This is a genomic window from Isoptericola sp. NPDC058082 (assembly GCF_042885055.1).
In the GTDB taxonomy this organism is placed as follows: domain Bacteria; phylum Actinomycetota; class Actinomycetes; order Actinomycetales; family Cellulomonadaceae; genus Isoptericola.
In genome coordinates, this window is the sequence record NZ_JBHVSQ010000012.1 from 19388 (window position 1) to 36959 (window position 17572).

The following is a 17572-nucleotide window of genomic DNA, read 5'->3' on the forward strand; positions in this document are numbered from 1 at the left end:
GAATCACGCTCGCCCAACGGTAGTGGACACCTATCTCATCCTCTGCTTCGACCACACCTCTAGCAGCACAAAGCGACAACATAAGCTGTCTCATAGCAGGCAGTTCTGACCCGACCCAAAACTGTCGCACCAAGAGCCTTCAACGGTACAGCGCGTTCGGATCGCACCTCCCGGCCGGCATGTCAGCCCGGCAGACCTTCCTCTTCGAGCCAACGGCGATGCTCCTCATCCACCGTGGCCCAGTGAGACGCAACTTCGGCACGGACGCAGAAAACATCCCCAATTCGGCCGGCAAGTCGGTCCCGAATTCGATCGCGCACATATGCAGGAAACTCCGCGTACTGCTCCTCAACTGCTTCTGACCCCTGAAAGAGGGCGATGCCCACATTCTGGTAGCCGCCTTCGCGACTACTCCATGGAATTCCGGCCTCGTCCGCGGTCATCCAACGAACATCGAACCTCTCGGCCAGCAACTCCACCGCCGCGCTGATCTCGAGAGCTTCGCCGCCCCACCAGCCGATCTCATCCTGCGTCGGATCATACACCGCAATACCCGCTTGACCGGGACCGAGTTCAGAGCCTGATGGGGCTATCACGAGTGCCACGTCCCTCCACTGGAAGGCAAGTCCGCCAACCACCCGCCACTCCCGCTCATGCTCCCAGGAGTAGCGACCGGGTGCGACGAGGTCGACGTACGGCGTTACATTCCAGAAGGAGTGATCCCATGAACTCTCCTCGATAAGACTGTCCTTGATCCCATTGAGCGCCCTTAGCGAGATACTTCCTTCGTCGAGATACCACACACGCTGCCCTCCGGCGGCTCGCACGAAGTCTTTTCGAAACGCGATGCCATACTCGGCATACTTTCGCATTCGGGGAAGTTCTGTTAGCGGCATCTCAGTCAGGCAAGTTGATAGGTGTTGTTCGCGCACCATCCACAGACTCTTCGTAAAGCCGTGAGGCTCGCGCGCTTCGAGGATGCCGTTCGCGAGAATACTACCAAGCGCTTCTTCGTCGCTCGTGAGGTGGACAAGGAAGTTCGACAGATCCCGCGCATTCGGGTGCTCAGGTGTTCCAAGGAATTCAGGCGCAATGTCTGGGGGCTGGTAGTTCACCGGGCACTCTAATCGGCGCTGCCGAGACTGGACGCAACTGCGGCAAACTCCTCGAGCGCCCCGGTTAGGTCCTCGACGATCTCGCGAGCGATGACCTCCGGCGCGGGCAGGTTATCGAGGTCTTCGAGGGACTCGTCACGTAGCCATGTGATGTCGAGGTTGGCCTTTTCCCGTGTGATGAGTTCGTCATACGTGAACGACTTGAACATGGAAGTCTCGACGCGTTCGTCATGCGGCTTGCCTGGTGCGTACAGGTCGACGAAGTCGTCAAGGTGTGCACGGGTGAGCGGATTCTGCTTGAGCGTGAAGTGCTGGTTGGTGCGCAGGTCGTACACCCACAGCTTGCTCGTCCACGGCGTCTCCGACGCGGGCTTCTTGTCGAAAAACAGCACGTTTGCCTTGACACCCTGCGCGTAGAACAGGCCCGTCGGCAGACGCAGCAGCGTGTGCAGGTCGAAGTCGTTGAGCAAACGGCGGCGCAGGGTCTCGCCGGCACCGCCCTCGAACAGCACGTTGTCCGGCAGGACGACTGCGGCACGGCCGTTGATGTCCAGGATCGTCATGATGTGCTGGAGGAAGTTGAGTTGCTTGTTCGACGTCGTCACGACGAAGTCCTGCCGCTCGACCGACCGGTCGTCTGTGGCCTCGCGGCCATCCGCGCCGACCATCGTCAGCGACGACTTGGTGCCAAAGGGTGGGTTCGCCAGGACGACCGACCAACGCTTGCCGGGGTCTGCTGCGAGGGAGTCCTTGACCTCGATGAGGGAATCGCCGTTGGCCTCACCGATGCCGTGCAGCAGCAGGTTCATCGCCGCGAGACGTGCCGTGCCATCGACGAGCTCGGTGCCGCGAACGAAGCCATTGCGCAGGTGCTCGCGCTCCGGCGGTGTCATCGACTCCGCGCCGCGCGACGCATACTCGTGCGCACCGAGGAGGAAGCCACCGGTACCGCATGCCGGGTCGACGACGCTGTCCTCCACGGTGGGCTGGACGCAGTCGACCATCGCGGAGATCACCGATCGGGGGGTGAAGTACTGGCCCGCACCCGATCCCTTGTCGGAGGCTCCCTTGGCGAGCAGCGACTCGTAGGCGTCACCGTTGATGTCGGTGCCGGCGCGAGACCACTGCTCCTTGTCGATCAGATCGTGGATCAGGCGCTTGAGCTTCGCCGGGTCCTGGATCCGGTTCTGGGCCTTACGGAAGATCGTGCCCAAGGTGCCCGGTTGTCTGCCAAGGCCCTGTAGCGTGAGCGTGTACTCGGTCTCGAGCGCGGCACCCTCCGCGTCGAGGAGACGCTGCCACGAGTACTCCTCGGGCACGATCTGTTCAGGCCTGAGCTTCCGGGTCGCGCGCTCGTGCGCCATCTTCAGGAACAGCAGATACGTCAGCTGTTCGGTGTACTCGATGACGCCAACACCGTCGTCACGCAGCACGTGGGCGTACGACCAGATCTTGTCAACAAGCCGTCGTGCGTCAGACACCGGCCATCTCCTCAACTCGCTCGATGTCGGACTCAGTACCCGCCAGCTGTCCCGAGAACGCCGCCGCGAGCACTGAACGGCGCAGGGCGTCAGCACGTCGGCGTGCTGTTGTCACGGTCGTCATAGTCCCGCGCACTGCGTAGGCAAGGTCGTCGACGCGCGCGATGAATGCGGCTTGATCCTCAAGGCTTGGGAGAGGAACGAGAATTCCGAGAAGGTCCTTCTGGTTGACCTTGTAGATGCCTGCTGTCGTGCGGGCCCGGCGTTCGATTTGGGACCGCACTGTGCGGGAGTTCCAGATGGCGGTGAGGAAGTCGGCCCGCATGAGGTCGGGGTTCGGTCGCATCCGAATCATGGTGTCGGGGTAGGCAACGGGGTCCGGATCATCGATGACGCGAGCCGCCCGGCCCACGAGCCTCAAGCTGCCATTGCCGCGCGCGGCGAACACGTCGCCCCGCGCGACGAGGAAAGAGGCCGCGTCAGCGGCAGTCCAAGCACCCGTCTTGCGCTCCGCAGGGTCGATCACACCGTCACGCATGGCAGTCAAGCGAAGCACAGGGAAACCTTCATCGGCAGTGGGTACCGACCTGCCGTTACTGAGCGGTGTACCGAGGACATCGCCGAGCGTGTGCGTTGGAGCATCAGCGAGCTCTGAAGCTGTGGCGATCGCAGCGTCGACGGTGAGCCCGAGCCGGGCCTCGGCTCTGGCCAACTGAGTGGTGCCCGCGTCGAGGCGGGAGAGGTGGTCTTCGAGGATTTCGACGATCCGCCTCTGCTCCTCAAGCGGCGGAACGGGGACCTGCACTGTCGCGAGGTTCTTGCGCGAGACCCGCTTGCGGGTCGTCCCTGACTGCAGTTTTGCGATCCGCTCGTGGACTTGCGGTGAGTTGATCGCCCACATCAGATACCGCGGGTAGACGTCTCGGCGCCGTGGCCGAAGGATAGCGACATCGACAGCGGTCACCGCGCGCCCAAGGATGGCCGGGGCGAGGCAGGCTCGCCCAATCGGGTCCGGCATCCGTGCAATCAGCACATCGTCTGGCTCGATGAACGTGCAGTTGAGGCGCGCTGCTTGGTCGTCCCGCATCCAGCGGTCACTTCGGTCGCGGAACACGCCGACTCCCACGTCGGCAAGTTGCGTGAGTCGCACTCCGCCCGAAGGGTCTTGGTCTTTCGACTCGACCCAGTCACCATCGACGAAGAGTCCACCCTGGGCGAGGCTGGCGACCGCCTCTACACGCCATCCAGTGGGAAGCATGATCACGCCGTGAGTTCCTGATTGAGTTGCTCAAGGAGTTCCTCCGCGTCGTCGCCGAGGTCACGGAGCGCGCCGTCGACGCCGCCGCGTTCGTCGAAGGGTGCTTCGTCGAGGTCGTCGGCGGTGATGCCGGCGGAGTTGGAGATCACGTCGACCATCCGGTCGAGCCACCACCTTTGCGTGTCGGTGAATCTGGTCCCGGCCTGTTCCTGGGCGAGGAGCCAGCCGGCGTACCGGTCGGCGGCGACGTCGGCGAACGGGATCAGTTCGGGGTCTGCGCCGAGGGTATAGCGGACCAGAGACACGACGTCCGTGAGGCGGGACCTGTCGCGGTGACGTACGCGACCCGCGTCGATCTGCTCGTAGGCGGCCCAGATGAGGTCTGGGGTCCAGTTGTGCGGCGGCCTGGAGATGCGGTCCGCGAGCTCCTTGATGGCCTCGAACGGGACGCGGCGGGTCTTGGCTTCGTCCATGATCTGGATCGCGGTGATCTCGGACCTATGGGTAGTCAGGTAATCGAACCAGTCTTCGACGAGCGACCTCGCTCGTTCGGGGTCGACGACGCCGTAGGCGTCGATGAGCTCGTCGGCGTTGTACTCGTCGATGATCTGGTCGTGTGTGCGGCGCAGCTCCATGATCCTGGTTCGGAGGTCTGGGTTCGCCGCCAACGGTTCGATCGCCGTCTCGATGAGCTGCTCGATGACCTGGGTAGGGGTAGCGCCCTCGCCGGCGTCGTGGAGTGTGGCGGCCTGCTTGTCGGCGTCGACAGCGCCGACCAACCCACGCACGATTTGTTTGAGGGACCCGCCGGCGGCCTTGTCGAGCTCGGCACGCTCGTCCGGGGTCAGCTGCAGCTCGAGGGCGGAGAGGCGTGAGGCGAGGGTGGCGACCTCGTCCTCGGTGATGGTCAGGTTTGCCGTCTTCTTGAGCAGCTGTTCGAGTGAGACTGACTTCTGCCGGTTCAGGGGCGGTTCGACGAAGTCGTGCTCGGTGACCCCGACGGCGTCGACGATCACGAAGCGGGTCTTCTGCTTCGCGGCGGGGTCCGGGGTCACGGCCTGGAAGTCCGCGGGGGCGATGGTGCGGGCGCCGCGGCCCTTCATCTGCTCGAAGTACTGCGCCGTCTTCACGTCCCGCAGGAAGAAGACGCACTCCAGTGGCTTCACGTCCGTGCCGGTGGCGATCATGTCGACCGTGACCGCGATGCGCAGCTTCGCCGAGGTGCGGAACGCCTGCAGCTGGCCCTTGGGGTCGTTGGCGGCGTAGGTGATCTTGGCGGCGAACTCGTTGCCCTTGCCGAACACCTGCCGCACCAGGGTGACGATCTGCTCGGCGTGTGCGTCGTCCTTGGCGAAGATCAGTGTCTTCGGCACCGCCGTGCGGCCCGGGAAGATCTCCGTGAACAGCCGGTCGCGGAACGTCCCGAGGACCAGGCGGATCTGGTTCGGGTTTGTCACCGCGCGGTCGAGCTGGCCGGCGGTGTAGTCGACGTCTTCGTCGATCTGCTCGATGCGCTGCACCCGGGTGCGCTTGTCGACCTTCGGGACGTACACGCCGGCTGGAAGGGTGGCGCCCTCGTCGGTGACCTTGGTTCTGATGCGGTAGATGTCGAAGTCGACGTTCACCTGGTCAGCGACGGACTCCTGATAGGTGTACGAGGAGACGAGGTTCTGGCGGAAGAACGCGAAGGTCTGCTTGCCGGGAGTCGCTGTCAGGCCGACGACGTGGGCGTCGAAGTAGTCCAGGACCCCCCGCCACACGCCGTAGATGGACCGGTGGGCCTCATCGACGATGACCAGATCGAACGTCTCGGGCGGCATTCCCGGGCTGTAGGAGACCGTGACCGCCGAGTCGGGAGTCCAGTCGTCGAGCTGCGGGTCGTCTGTGCCGGCGACGTCGTTGCCGTTGAGGACCTTGAACACGCGCTGGATCGTGGAGATCACCACGTTCGAGGATCCGAGCATGCCGGCACCGGTGAGCTTGTCGACGTTGTAGACCTCGGAGAAGCGCCGACCGTCGTCGGGCGTGGTGTAGTTCTGGAACTCCGCGAGGGTCTGGTCGGCGAGGTTGTTGCGGTCGACCAGGAACAGGATCTTGGAAAAGCCACCGTACTTCAGCATTCGGTACGCCAGTGTGACGGCCGTGTAGGTCTTACCTGCACCTGTAGCCATCTGGATCAGGGACCGATCGAACCTCTGCTGAGCCAGCGACAGCTCGGTGCCCTTGATCGCCTTGATCTGCGCGGGGCGCAGCGGGGCCTCGTCCAGTTCGGGGAGGTCCCGGATCTTGGCACGCCAGGTCGGGTGCTCCAGATCGGCGTCTGCGTCACGGCTAACGCGCGCGAGCGTTCCGGGTTTCGGGAAGTTGAAGATCTTCCGGGCCCGCGGTTCCGGGTCGTACCCGTTGGTGAAATGAGTCTCCGATCCCGATGCCTCGAACACGAACGGCAGACGACCCTGGACTACCCGGGCCCGCTTGCGGTGCGCGTGCGGAAGTCCGGTGGCGTACATGGCGGACTGCCACTCAACGCCCGAGAGCGTCGTGCCCTCGGGCTTCGCCTCGATGATGCCCACGACCTTCTTCTCGACGTAGAGGAGGTAGTCGGCGCGGCCGTGACCGGAAGCCATCACTGCCTCGCGGACCGCGATACCCGGTCCAGCGAAGAGGTTCAGAGCCTTGCCGTCTTGGACAATCCAGCCTGCGGCTCGCAGCTGGGCGTCGATTAGGACACGCGCGCGCTGCTCGGCTGGGATGCGGACCTCGTCGGACACGTGCTCGAGTCTACGAAGAACGGGTGCCCTTCTGCGAGGAATTCCCCTCTGACGTCGGATTTCACCCCGCTGATTCGGCAGCGTGTCCAATGCAAGTGGAGCGCACGGGTAGGTGGACACGGAACACGGCAGACACTCCACTGCGTTCGGGGCGCAACTTCGCTCGGCGATGTAGCCCGCGGGTAGCACTACGCTCCCCCGCCGTCTGCCCTCGGGACGAACCTCCAGCCCGCCGTCGAGGCGCACGTGGGTCACCGTCCAGCGGTCGCCGTTGCGCACCCACCCGTGTGGCCCGGCGCGTAGGCGGCGGTCGTTGCGGCGCGTGACGATGACGTCGCCAGCGGAGGCGCGCGCGTCGTCGCGCAGGACGACGTCGCGACCGGCCGAGGTCAGGCCGGAGCGGATGCGTTCGGCGCGGGCGCGGTCGTTGAGCTGTCGGACGGTCTCGGCGGACTCGGTCACGAGGATGCTCGCCCTGCCGTGCTCGGTGTCGTGGCGCCAGGCGGTGTAGGCGGCGTCGACCATCTCGTCGGTGCTGCCCTCGCGGAGTCGGCCATGCGACTCGTACCGGTCAACGACGGCGGGGTCGCCATCCCGCAGGCGCAGCGAGGCGGTCTTCTCCCACTCGTGGACGAACCGGTGCACCTCGGACAGCCGCGGCACGTCGTCGCCGCGCGCGGACACGAGCATCGCGAAGGCGCCGCCGGCGTCGACGGACTGCAGTTGGGCCGGGTCGCCGACGAGGACGACCTTCGCACCGACCCGCGTGGCGCGGGTCGCGATCGTGTCCAGGGCTCGCGTGGAGGCGAGCGTGGCCTCGTCGACGATGATCAATTGGTCTGGTGCGAAGTCCGCGCGCCCGCGACTGTGGTCGTGAATCCACTTTGCGGTGTTGTCGCAGGGTATGCCGAGATCGCCAGCCAGTACCTGAGCTGCCACGGCCGACGGCGCCATCCCCACCACGCTTCCCCGCCCGTGCGCTGCGATCCATCCCGCCGCCAGGGCACACATCGCCGTCGTCTTGCCCGTACCGGCTGGGCCGACGAGCACATCCAGCCGCCGACCCGACGTCAACAGCTGCGCGACGGCGCGAGCCTGCTCGACGTCGAGCCGGACGCCGTCGGGCGCGCTGCCGGCAACGACGCGCGACGCCGTCGTCCGGCCAACGACCGGCCCACCGAAGTCGTCGGCGAGGCGCAGAAGCCGGTCTTCCATCGCCAGCAGCTCAGGGCTGGTGAACTTCTCGCTGTGCTGCGGGCGCAGGGTGCTCGTCCCGTCGGGTCGGCGCATCGCCGCGGGGGTGCTGGCCAGCTCGCCGGGCGTGAGCTGGACGGAGCGGCGCGTGGCGGCGTCCACCACGAGCGCGACGACCTGCTCGCGGTCGGCGGCGGTCGCCATCCGCCAACCCATTGTCTGCCGGGAGGCCTCGGCCCACAGGTTCCAGTGCGTCCAGGTGGCGCGCTTCTGCGAGACGACGTCGACGACCTGGGCGGCGACGTCGTCGACCAGATCCGGAGGGACGGCGTCCGCGCTGAGCACCCGTACGGACCCGCCGAGCGCCACGCGCCGCGCCCAGGCCGCCGCCTCGCTGCGGAGCACGGGCTGAGCTCGACGCCGCCAGTCCGCGGCCAGCTCCGCCAGGGAGTGGATGGTCTTCTCGGGACGTGTCTCGAGCGTGGCCTGCGCACGCAGCTTCACGACCTGCCTCGCGGACGGCCGGCGCCCGCGCATCGCGACGAACTCGTCGATGAGGCGGTCCTTGACGACCTCGATGTCGCGGCTGCGGGAGGAGAACTCCGCCAGAAGGTCATCGGGGACGCCGGCGATCTCCCACTGCGTCGACCTGTCTGGCCCGCGGTCACGCCGTTGCCAGGCGACGCCGAACGTGTTCGTGAGGCGGTCGGCCAGGATGGCGTTGTAGTGCTCGGACAATGCGACGACGGCGTGGTGCAGGGCGCGGGAGTCCAGCGTGCGCCACCGCCCGTCGTGAGCCGCCTTCACCTTGTTCGCGATCACCAGATGCGTGTGCAGCTGCGGATCGTTCGCCCGCGAGTCCCAGTGGTCATACGCCGTCGCCGCCACCCCCACCACCGGGACCTGCGCCACTCCCCCATGGCCCACCCTGGTGGCGGCGACCTCCCGCTCCAGGAAGTCCAACACCTGCGCGACGGCGTCGTGATGCGCCGCGACGACCAGCTCCTGCGTCGTCGCGTCCGCCAGGCCCCACAGCACCGACACCGACTTCGGCGCCGAGAAGGTCAGATCGAACCCTGCCGTCGCCGTCTGGCTACCGCGCGCCGCCTCCTGAATTCGGATCCGCGCCACCTCGGCATCGAACTTGGCCGCCGGCAGCGACCGATCCACACCCTGAACCCGGCGTGTTGTTCGTTCCTTCGCCGTCGGGTACTCCCGGAACGGCCGACCCAACGGCCCACCGGAGACCGGGTCCGCGCCGTGACCCAGCAGCGCCTGCAGCTGCGCCGGCGTCACCGTCGTCCCAGGCTGCAACGCGCCCTCGCCGAGGTGCTCAACCCCGCGCCCCATCCACACCCCGGGCGGCGTACCCGCCTCCGTGAAGTAGCGCGTGAACGCCGACGATTGCGGCCCGCTCCCGTCACCGGTCACGACCGACCGCAGCAGGTAGGAGTACCCCTGCCCTGCGGAGATCACTCGCAGCGAGACCGTCACACCTGACAGGTGTGCCCCGGCTCCCAGACTGTTCGACTCATCCCCCCGGGGAGCGTCAACTCGCTAGGAAGTCCGTCATGCGGGCGAACGGCACTCCCGTGATCCGCGGGCTGACCGGCGCTGGGTCCCTGACAACACCCGGAGCCAAGGAGACATCTCCGGGCAGGTTCCACTGACCCCCGCGCTTGATGACGACCAACCGTTCGCCCGCGGCGGCCATCGGCAACACCGCTTCGAGGAGCCAGCGCCGCGTGAAGAGAGCCGACTCGAGACGCTTGATCAGCCGCCGATTGACGGGTTCCTCAGTGATCTTCACGCTGCGGTAGGCGCACGCATTGACCAGGACGGCCTGGCCGCTGGCCACCAGGTCGCCGTAGTTCGTGCGGTCGTAGTACTGCGATACGAACGACCAGTCAGCATCCATCGGGTTGTCGACGCGATCAAGGTAGGTGCGGACTGCGTCATCGTCTGGGAACTCGGTCGGCGTCAGCTCAGCGCTATAGCCGCCGTTCGCACCGAGAATCACGACAGGCGCGTTCAGGACGTCGCCCACGTAGGGGTTCACCGGGTGATCGAGGTTGAAGCTGTGCGGCTCGGCAGCGAACGCATCGACGTCGAGACGATGTGCCCACCGACCGTCAACGTTGAGCTGCTGGCCCCGCCAGAACGTCACGAGGTCGTTGATCTCCACGCCGCACCTTCCCGAAGCCGAGGATGCGACCAACACGCGATCGCCGTGGTGGCCGATCCTACGGAGATCTTGTCCCGAACCTCGACAACATGGGAGGTGATTTCTCGGGCCTCCTGCCGAAGACCGCCGCCTCGGGTGCCAGACGTGTGGACGTCCCGCTAGCTGTACTTCCCGGGCTCGAAGCACGGGAGCTCGCGCTGGCGCACGCGACTATGGAGGCGCCGAGGCACGCAGCGAACGGTTGCGAGTCAAGTCGCCCATGCCGCTATTTGTGCCGGCTGCGGGGCGTCGCCCAACGTGTGTGCTGCTTCAACGTCGATGCGTTCACTGCAGGCCCGCGGGACGCACGCACTCAGAAGCCCGTGATTTCCGCGTCTTCGGCCGCCCCCGCTTCCATGAGCTCGAGCAACTCCGCCTCGCCGAGCTCTTGAGCCGGGTCGGCCGTGCCGTTCACGAAGCCGATGCCCTCATCGCGCAGGGCATCAAGGGGATCGCGATGGTCCTGTGGGTCCGTCCAGGTAAAGCCAGGCGAGATCGACCCGTCACTCTTGAGAACCCGGTAACCGTTTCTGCACTGCTCGCAGGCCGGCAAGTGGTTGCCCACCGCCTGAGGCGCGGTGCCCACGGCTGCAGCGAGATGGCCGTACGTCGTCCAGCGCCCCTGGGGAAGAACCTCGAGGATCGCGTGCAGCCCCGACCAGTCGAAAGCACCTGGTTCTGCCGGCTTCACGCCGCGGAACTCGGCGCGCACCTCCTCGAGCCGCCGCCCGTCAGCAGTTCGCCAGAATTTCCACCCATTGGTGGCCTTCTCCCGAAGGGCTCGTGCAGCGCCCGACGGCGAGTCGTAACGCCTTCCTTCGAGCTCGATGGCGCCATTCGCGAGGATCGTCGCCGTTCGCTCCTGCCACTGGCCTGAGCGCGGAGTGAGCCGAGCGCCGGGTTCCAGCAGTCCCGCCCCGACGAGATGCTTGATTTCTACCCAGTCGGGTGCCTTCGCCTGGGGGTCGACAACCTCGCCGTGGTGACCCACCGGCGTCGGCCAGATCTTGATGATGACATCGATCATCTCGGCGGTCCGGTCGTCGATCGTGTTCTCGTCCCAGTCCCGCCCCTCGGTGTCGACGACGAGGCGCCCGGTCATGTTGATCGTGTTGTGCTGCAGGAAGGCTGTCCGCTTCTTCGCCCAGCCGGCGTTCGACACCTTCGGGTTGAGTCGGTCTGTGAGGAGAGTCAGGTTGCCGAGCCGGTGGACATGCTCGGCGCGCTCCTGCTGAGCTTCGATCCCGTCGACAGGCCAGAAGTCGCTCCACTTCTGAGGCAGCACGTGTTCGATCGGATAGCCCTTACGGTCCAGCTGGGACTGGTTCGTCTCGAAGCGATACCAGTCCTCGACCGCTTCGAGGAGCATGCGCAGGCGAGCTCGGCGGAATCGGCGGTAGGCCGCCTCCGTGGCCAAGGCGGCACGAAGTTCGTCGTCTCCAGGCCAATACGTGCTCGTGACGTTCAGGCGCGCGAGGTGCGCTATCACGCGATCGGCAAGATCGTCCGTGGCCGTGCTGGAATGCGTCTTGATCAGGTCGGCGACGACGCGGCCCAAGTCGGCGCTCGTCAGGCGTAGCAGCACGCGCCGCATCACCCAGCTCTCTGCTGCCGACACGATCGCGTAAATCGTCGCGGCGCTCAGATCGCGGTCCGGCTCGTGCAGCCAGATGAGCAGTGGCTTAAGGAGCTCCATATTGTTCGCGGCCATCCGGTAGACGGCCATCTCCACCATGTCGAGCTGGCGTGACGACTCCTGCGCAGCGAGTGTCCAGGCCTCGTACTGTTCCGCCTGCTTCCTGATGGCTGGTAGCAGGTCCTCCATCTTCTGCCCGGCTTCGTGCTCGACATAGTGCTTGAACCGCGTGAACGTTGACTGTGGACCGATCTCTTCGCCGGTACGCGCCACAAGCCACTGGTTCAGGAATAGCGAGCTCCGCCCGATCGTGTAACGGCCGACGCTGACCGTTCTCTCCCAGAACTTCGTCTCGAATGGCCAGTCACGGCTGTACGCCTTGCCGGTGTCACCGCCCTCCGCACGCAGCCTCTGGAACACGTAGTTGCGGATGAGGTCCGCAGCAGTCAGAGGCGTTCCGCGCGCGTTGAGGGTCTCGAAGATCTCCTGCGAGTTCTCCGCTGCGGTCAGGTCGATCGTGACCAGTTGAAGACCCCGCGTCATGACGGTCACAAGTGCGTCGGAGCGCCGGACAAACTCCGGGGTGTCCGGCTCACCGAGCCACTGACCGATCTCGCCCGCGAAGTACGCGTGGCCTCTCGCGAGCTTCGATTCGGCGTGCTTGAGCGAGGAGTACGGGACAGGTGCCTCCGCGGACATGACCTCGTCGAACGGTTCCCTGTCACGGTTGGCATGCCGGATCTTCAGCCCGCTTTCCCCGGGTGGGACGTAGACCGCATCATTGTGCGTCAAACGCTGAAGCTGCGCCGACAGGAGGTCGGCGCCTGTGTCTTCGAGCACGGCCGCTGCAGCGTCCATCATCAACTGAAGAGTTGTGAGCCGCTGCTGGCCGTCGATCACGTCCCGCGTCGCGATTATCCCGACGGCGTTCTCCTGCGCCTGGACCACCACGGCGCCCAGAAAGTGTGTGGCGTTCACGTGCGGCTGTTCGAGCCTCAGCTGTGCGACACGGCGGACGTCCTGCCAGAGCGGCTCCCACTGCTCTTCCTCGTCCCACACGTAAGGCCGCTGGAACAGGGGGATCGCGAAGTGCTGCGGCAGCCCGAAGATCTCCATCGGCGTCCGGACGAACGTCTCCATGGCTCCATCCTGCAACAGGCCCGCGGATCCTCCTTGGACCTCATCGGCAACGACGCAGAAATCCGGGGGCGGCGCCTGAAACTTCACCCCGCCCGGCTCGGCCAACACGGCGCGTCACTTCGCGCCGCTCAGGTCTTGCAGAACGGGTCTTTGGACCGCTCCCGCGCCGCAATCGCCCCGCTAACATCGGGCGATGAGGTACGAGGCGAACATCCCCGAGGGCCAGCACCTCGGGAACTCCAGCAAGGACTCTGGAGCCCAGTCCGGGTTGCTCTTCGACGACGAAACCGGCGAGCTGAGAGGGCATGCGACATGGCGGCGAGTCGACGACGCAGAGCCGGTCGAGGGACCGTGGGGTGATCCGCTCCTCGGTGGTCAGCAGGACACCCGCACGCAGGAGAAGCGCGATGCTGATGCGGAGCTCGCCGGGCGACTCGCGGAGCTCGTCGTTGTGCTGGCCATCAAGGGAGCCATCGCGGCAACTCCGCACGTGAAGCGGTACTGGGGTACGACGCTATTGCCGCGGCTCAAGGAGTTGCGGCAGCGGCTCGCGGCCTTTCGTCTGCCGAGGTTCACACTCGGTGCGACACGCGCGAAACGCGCATTGGAGCTCGAAGCGGCCAGCGAGATCGTGGGCTCCCAGCTCACCGTCTTGGAGGCCGAACCCGCGCTGGTGATGACGAAGGCTGAGTGGGACACAAGGCTGCGGGCGATGCTCGCGATGGAGGCGTTCCGCGACACACAGTTCGACATCCTGCGCCGTGCCACGGTCGTGGACCCAAAGCTGATCATCGCTGGGGAGGACTCAGATGAGAGACTGACGCCTCGGGAACTCGCAGGTCATCTGCAGCGCGCGTTGGGTAGCAACCACGAGGCGCTAGACGAAAGCCTCATCGTTGCGTTGGTCGAGGCCCTCCGCCGGCATGAGCAAGCGAGCGAGCGTAGGCGGCAGATCGGCCGAATCGACCGGTAGTCGATGACGCCCGTGATCGGGGCTGGAGTTTGCACGGTGACTCGACCAACCACGTACGAAGCCAGAGCTCGTCGATGCCGAAGGCCTGGTGGCGAAGTCGTCGCGCTCTTCGTCGTCGTCACGAATGCAAGCGGGCGAAGTTCGGCCCGGTGAGGGCCGTCACCGGTCGAAGACGCGCGCCGCGATGCTCCCCAAGCCACGGACGAGCCAGAGGATGCCGCGTCCGACGTTCACGACGAGGCTGATGAGGTCGAAGAAGTCCAGGACTCGAGCGATGCCGCGCCCGAGGGCTCGGAACGGTCGCCACACCTGATACCAGAAGCCTCATCGCGGCCGGTTCGGCAGGTTCACGACCGAAGAGTGCCACACACGGCCCGCTCTCGGCCCGCCCGACCAAAGGCCTCGGTCGCACGGGCCGCTAAGGTATTTCGCATGCGAAGTGACGACACGACGTCGGTCGAGGCCGAGGAGCTGCGGATCCAGATCCCGGCGGGCGGGTGGGTCGTCGGCACGGTGCGTAAGCCCGCCGACGAGTCGCCGCGCGGCGTCGTGGTGATCCACCCCGCGACGGCGGTCCCCGAGCGCCTGTACACCGGGTTTGCGGAGTTCCTCGCCGCCAGCGGTTACGTCGCGATCACCTACGACTACCGCGGCACGGGCCGGTCCGGCAGCCCGCGCAAGGATCGCGGCCTGCGCATGCGGGACTGGATGTCCGACGACGTCCCCGCGGTCGCTGCGTGGGCCCGCCCGCGGTTCGGTGACGTGCCGCAGCTCGCCATCGGGCACAGCATCGGCGGGCACGCGCTCGCGCTGGGCAACGGCTCGCGAGGCCTGGCCGGGTTCGTGACGGTCGCGTCGCACGTCGCCGGGACGGCCACGATCCCCGACCGGCGCGAACGAGCACGCGTCCGGCTGATCCTGCGGGCGCTCGGGCCCGCGGCGGCGCGGGTGCTGGGCTACGTGCCCGGGCGCCGCATGGGCCTCGGGGAGGACATGCCCGCCGCCGCGATGCTCGAGTGGAGCCGCTGGTCGACCATGCCGCACTACTTCTTCGACGACCCGACCATGAGCGCCGCCGCGGACGCCGCGCGCGTCACCGGCGACGTCCTCGCCGTCGGGTTCACCGACGACCCGTGGTCCACCCCCGCGCAGATCGACGCGATCACCGACCGCCTGACCGCCGCCCGGGTCGAGCGACGCACGTGGAGCCCCGCCGACGGCGGCGTGGACACGATCGGGCACCTGGGCTTCTTCCGCCGCGGCCTGCGCGACACGCTGTGGCCCGAGCTCCTCGCCTGGCTCGACGCTCGCGCCGAGGCCGCGCCGATGCAGGAGGACGGCAACGTCCGCTTCCGCGCCAGGAAGCCGCGCCGATGACGCGCCGCCCGCCGCGCCTGGTGTTCCTCACCATCGCGGCGGAGCGCCAGCTGCGGCGCTGGATCTCGCGGCGCGGCGCGCACACCGCCGGGAACGGCGGCCAGGGCTTCGGCGCCCCCGCCGCCGGCGTTCTGCTGCACCTCGCCGACCACCCCAGCCCGACCATCGGCGAGGTGACCGCCGCGCTGCAGGCCTCCCCCGCCGGCGCCAGCGGCCTGCTCGCCCGCATGGAGCGCGCCGACCTCGTGCGCCGTCGTGCCGACCCCGACGACCGCCGCACCGTCCGCCTCGACCTCACACCCACCGGCACCGCCGCGCTGGACGACGTCCGCGCAGCCCTCGCCGAGGTCAACGACCGCCTCACCGAGGGCTTCACCGACGACGAGCTCGCCACCGTCGCCCGTTGGCTCGAGCACGTGAAGCACGCCCTGGGGTGAGGGCGGGACTACTTCACCGCCCCGGACGTGATGCCCGAGATGATCTTGCGCTGCGCGATGACGAAGACGACGAGCAGGGGCAGGCTCATGAGGATGACGTAGGCGAAGATCAGGTGCCAGTTGTCGAGATAGAGCCCCGCGCTGGCCACCTGGAACAGGTTGAGCGGCAGGGTGTCGAGCCGTCCGCCGACGACGAAGAACGCGTAGAAGACGTCGTTCCACACGTAGAGGCAGATGAGGATCGTGGCGGTGGAGAGCACGGGCACGAGCAGCGGCAGGATGATCAGGCCGAAGACGCGCAGGGGCCCGGCACCGTCCACGCGGGCGGCCTCCTCCAGCTCGTGCGGGATGGTCCGCACGAACCCCGTGACGAAGAAGGTCACCGTGGACATGTACATGCCCATGTAGACGCCGATCATGCCGATGGCCGTGCCGGCGAGGCCGAGCTGGCGCAGCAGCAGCACGATGGTCACGACGGCCGGGGGAAGCACGATGCCGCTGATCGCCAGGGCGTAGAGCACGGCGTAGCCACGGGTGGTCCGCCGGGCCAGCACCCAGGAGGCGAGGGAGCCGAGCACGAGCACGCCGATGACGGCGGGCACCATGATCAGCAGGCTGCCGAAGAAGCCGGCGGGCACGCGGCCCTGGTCCCAGACGGCGGAGAAGTTCTCGAGGTACTGCCACGTGGTGGGCAGCGAGAGGTTGGGGTTGAGCGCCTCGGCCTGGGTCTTGCCGGCCGTGACGACGACGATCCACAACGGCATGCCGATCAGCACGACGACGGCGAGCACGGCGGCGACGGGCTGGACCCGACGCCAGCCCCCGGTCCGCGCGCCGGTCGCTCGACGCACGGTGCGGGTGCGGGTGCTCAGGTGAGCGGTCTGCGCGGTCACAGGACTTCCTCCCGCTTGCGAAGGGTGCGGATGACGGGGAACGCGAGGGCGACGACCACGACGAACAGGACGAGGCTCATCGTCGTGGCCTGCGCGAACAGGCCCTGGCCGAACGTGCGGAAGATGAAGATGTTGAGCAGCTCGGTGGTGCGGGCGGGGCCGCCGCCGGTGGTGGCCTGGACGATGTCGAAGCCGTTCATCGACCCGAGCAGGGCGGTCGCGACGTTGAACGTGATGGCCGGCGCCAGCAGCGGGAAGCGGATGTCGCGGAACGTGCGCCACGCGGAGGCGCCGTCGAGGCGGGCGGCCTCGAGCACGTCCTCGTTGATGGTCTTCAGCCCGGCCAGGTAGATGAGCATCGACAGGCCCATCCACTTCCAGGAGTGGATCAGGGCGACGACGAGCAGCGTCCACGTGGTGCTGCCCAGCCACGGGATCGTGACGTCGGTGCCGAGGAGGGTGCCGAGGACGCCGTTGACCGCGCCGTCCGGCTTGAGCATCGCCTGGAAGACGTAGCCGACCGCGAGCGCCGACATGATCACGGGGATGAAGAACATGACCCGCGCGAACCGGTTGACGCGGGTGTCGCGCTCGAGGAGGAGCGCGAGGAGCAGCCCGAACAGGTTCTGGAAGATCGCGACGAGCACGGCGTAGACGAGCGTGATCCGCAGCGAGGCCAGCAGCGTGCCGCTGCTGAGCAGGTCGGCGAAGTTGCGCAGCCCGACGAACGAGATCGAGGACTTGAAGCTCGACCAGTCCGTGAGCGCGTAGACGAAGTTGAAGATCGTCGGGACGAAGAAGAACACGCCCAGGACGACGAAGGCCGGCACGAGGAACCACGCGGGGTGGTTCTTGCGGGTGCGTTCGTCCCTGCCGGGCGCGGCGCGCCGGGGCTTCGCCGCCGGGCGGGCCGGGGCGCCGGTGCTGAGGGTCGCGGTCATCGGTGCATCACCTTTCAGGGGTGGCGGGGGGGGGGGGAGACCACCCCCACACCCCAAGTGGTTTCCCGCCCGGGGGAGGAAACCCCCAAATCCCCGGAGAGGGCGGAACGGGGGAAACTGGCTCCTGTTTGT

Annotated in this window: 11 protein-coding genes; 3 read left to right on the plus strand and 8 right to left on the minus strand. The window is 67.0% G+C overall.

The genetic code is table 11. From position 1 onward, the window contains the following. Nucleotides 1-182 precede the first annotated feature (182 nt). The 6 genes from ACFVS0_RS15695 to ACFVS0_RS15720 all read right to left on the minus strand — a co-directional run bounded on the left by ACFVS0_RS15695 (nucleotide 183) and on the right by ACFVS0_RS15720 (nucleotide 12819). Complete coding sequence (locus tag ACFVS0_RS15695) at nucleotides 183-1115, minus strand: hypothetical protein (RefSeq protein WP_430588471.1); 933 nt, start codon at nucleotides 1113-1115, stop codon at nucleotides 183-185. A gap of 8 nt (nucleotides 1116-1123) precedes the next feature. Further along, complete coding sequence (locus ACFVS0_RS15700; RefSeq protein WP_430588472.1) at nucleotides 1124-2596, minus strand: N-6 DNA methylase; 1473 nt, start codon at nucleotides 2594-2596, stop codon at nucleotides 1124-1126. Then, the gene (locus ACFVS0_RS15705; RefSeq protein ID WP_430588528.1) at nucleotides 2589-3854 is read right to left on the minus strand and encodes a restriction endonuclease subunit S; all 1266 of its coding nucleotides are present in this window, start codon (nucleotides 3852-3854) and stop codon (nucleotides 2589-2591) included. Before ACFVS0_RS15705 ends, ACFVS0_RS15700 begins: the two co-directional genes overlap by 8 nt. A gap of 2 nt (nucleotides 3855-3856) precedes the next feature. Then, nucleotides 3857-9313: a MobF family relaxase gene (mobF, locus tag ACFVS0_RS15710; RefSeq protein ID WP_430588473.1), complete on the minus strand. Its 5457-nt coding sequence runs from the start codon at nucleotides 9311-9313 to the stop codon at nucleotides 3857-3859. A 55-nt stretch (nucleotides 9314-9368) separates the two neighbouring features. Further along, on the minus strand, nucleotides 9369-10004 hold the full coding sequence (locus ACFVS0_RS15715; protein ID WP_430588474.1) for a hypothetical protein: 636 nt from the start codon (nucleotides 10002-10004) through the stop codon (nucleotides 9369-9371). A 352-nt stretch (nucleotides 10005-10356) separates the two neighbouring features. Continuing rightward, nucleotides 10357-12819, minus strand: coding sequence for a DUF262 domain-containing protein (locus ACFVS0_RS15720; protein WP_430588475.1), 2463 nt, complete (start codon nucleotides 12817-12819; stop codon nucleotides 10357-10359). A gap of 193 nt (nucleotides 12820-13012) precedes the next feature. Here ACFVS0_RS15720 and ACFVS0_RS15725 point away from each other — a divergent pair, with 193 nt between their 5' ends. The 3 genes from ACFVS0_RS15725 to ACFVS0_RS15735 all read left to right on the plus strand — a co-directional run bounded on the left by ACFVS0_RS15725 (nucleotide 13013) and on the right by ACFVS0_RS15735 (nucleotide 15606). Then, the gene (locus tag ACFVS0_RS15725) at nucleotides 13013-13792 is read left to right on the plus strand and encodes a hypothetical protein (RefSeq protein WP_430588476.1); all 780 of its coding nucleotides are present in this window, start codon (nucleotides 13013-13015) and stop codon (nucleotides 13790-13792) included. 432 nt (nucleotides 13793-14224) lie between these two features. Then, complete coding sequence (locus ACFVS0_RS15730) at nucleotides 14225-15169, plus strand: serine aminopeptidase domain-containing protein (protein WP_430588477.1); 945 nt, start codon at nucleotides 14225-14227, stop codon at nucleotides 15167-15169. Further along, entirely contained in the window at nucleotides 15166-15606 is a 441-nt protein-coding gene (locus ACFVS0_RS15735) for a MarR family winged helix-turn-helix transcriptional regulator (protein ID WP_430588478.1), read from the plus strand. Before ACFVS0_RS15730 ends, ACFVS0_RS15735 begins: the two co-directional genes overlap by 4 nt. Before the next feature lie 8 nt (nucleotides 15607-15614). On the opposite strand, the gene ACFVS0_RS15740 is transcribed toward ACFVS0_RS15735, so the two are convergent. Both ACFVS0_RS15740 and ACFVS0_RS15745 read right to left on the minus strand, forming a co-directional pair. Then, nucleotides 15615-16499 carry a carbohydrate ABC transporter permease gene (locus tag ACFVS0_RS15740; RefSeq protein ID WP_430588479.1) on the minus strand — a complete coding sequence of 295 codons (885 nt, stop codon included), beginning with the start codon at nucleotides 16497-16499 and terminating at the stop codon, nucleotides 15615-15617. Continuing rightward, a complete protein-coding gene (locus tag ACFVS0_RS15745; protein WP_430550290.1) occupies nucleotides 16496-17440 on the minus strand; it encodes a carbohydrate ABC transporter permease in 945 nt (314 codons plus the stop codon). The genes ACFVS0_RS15740 and ACFVS0_RS15745 overlap by 4 nt, the downstream gene beginning before the upstream one ends. Nucleotides 17441-17572: the final 132 nt, after the last annotated feature.

Bases quoted from the DNA above. Each gene is read 5' to 3' on its own strand.
- ACFVS0_RS15705 (WP_430588528.1), bottom strand. From the start codon at position 3,854: ATGCTTCCCACTGGATGGCGTGTAGAGGCGGTCGCCAGCCTCGCCCAG.
- ACFVS0_RS15730 (WP_430588477.1), top strand. From the start codon at position 14,225: ATGCGAAGTGACGACACGACGTCGGTCGAGGCCGAGGAGCTGCGGATC.
- ACFVS0_RS15725 (WP_430588476.1), top strand. From the start codon at position 13,013: ATGAGGTACGAGGCGAACATCCCCGAGGGCCAGCACCTCGGGAACTCC.
- ACFVS0_RS15745 (WP_430550290.1), bottom strand. From the start codon at position 17,440: ATGACCGCGACCCTCAGCACCGGCGCCCCGGCCCGCCCGGCGGCGAAG.
- ACFVS0_RS15735 (WP_430588478.1), top strand. From the start codon at position 15,166: ATGACGCGCCGCCCGCCGCGCCTGGTGTTCCTCACCATCGCGGCGGAG.
- ACFVS0_RS15720 (WP_430588475.1), bottom strand. From the start codon at position 12,819: ATGGAGACGTTCGTCCGGACGCCGATGGAGATCTTCGGGCTGCCGCAG.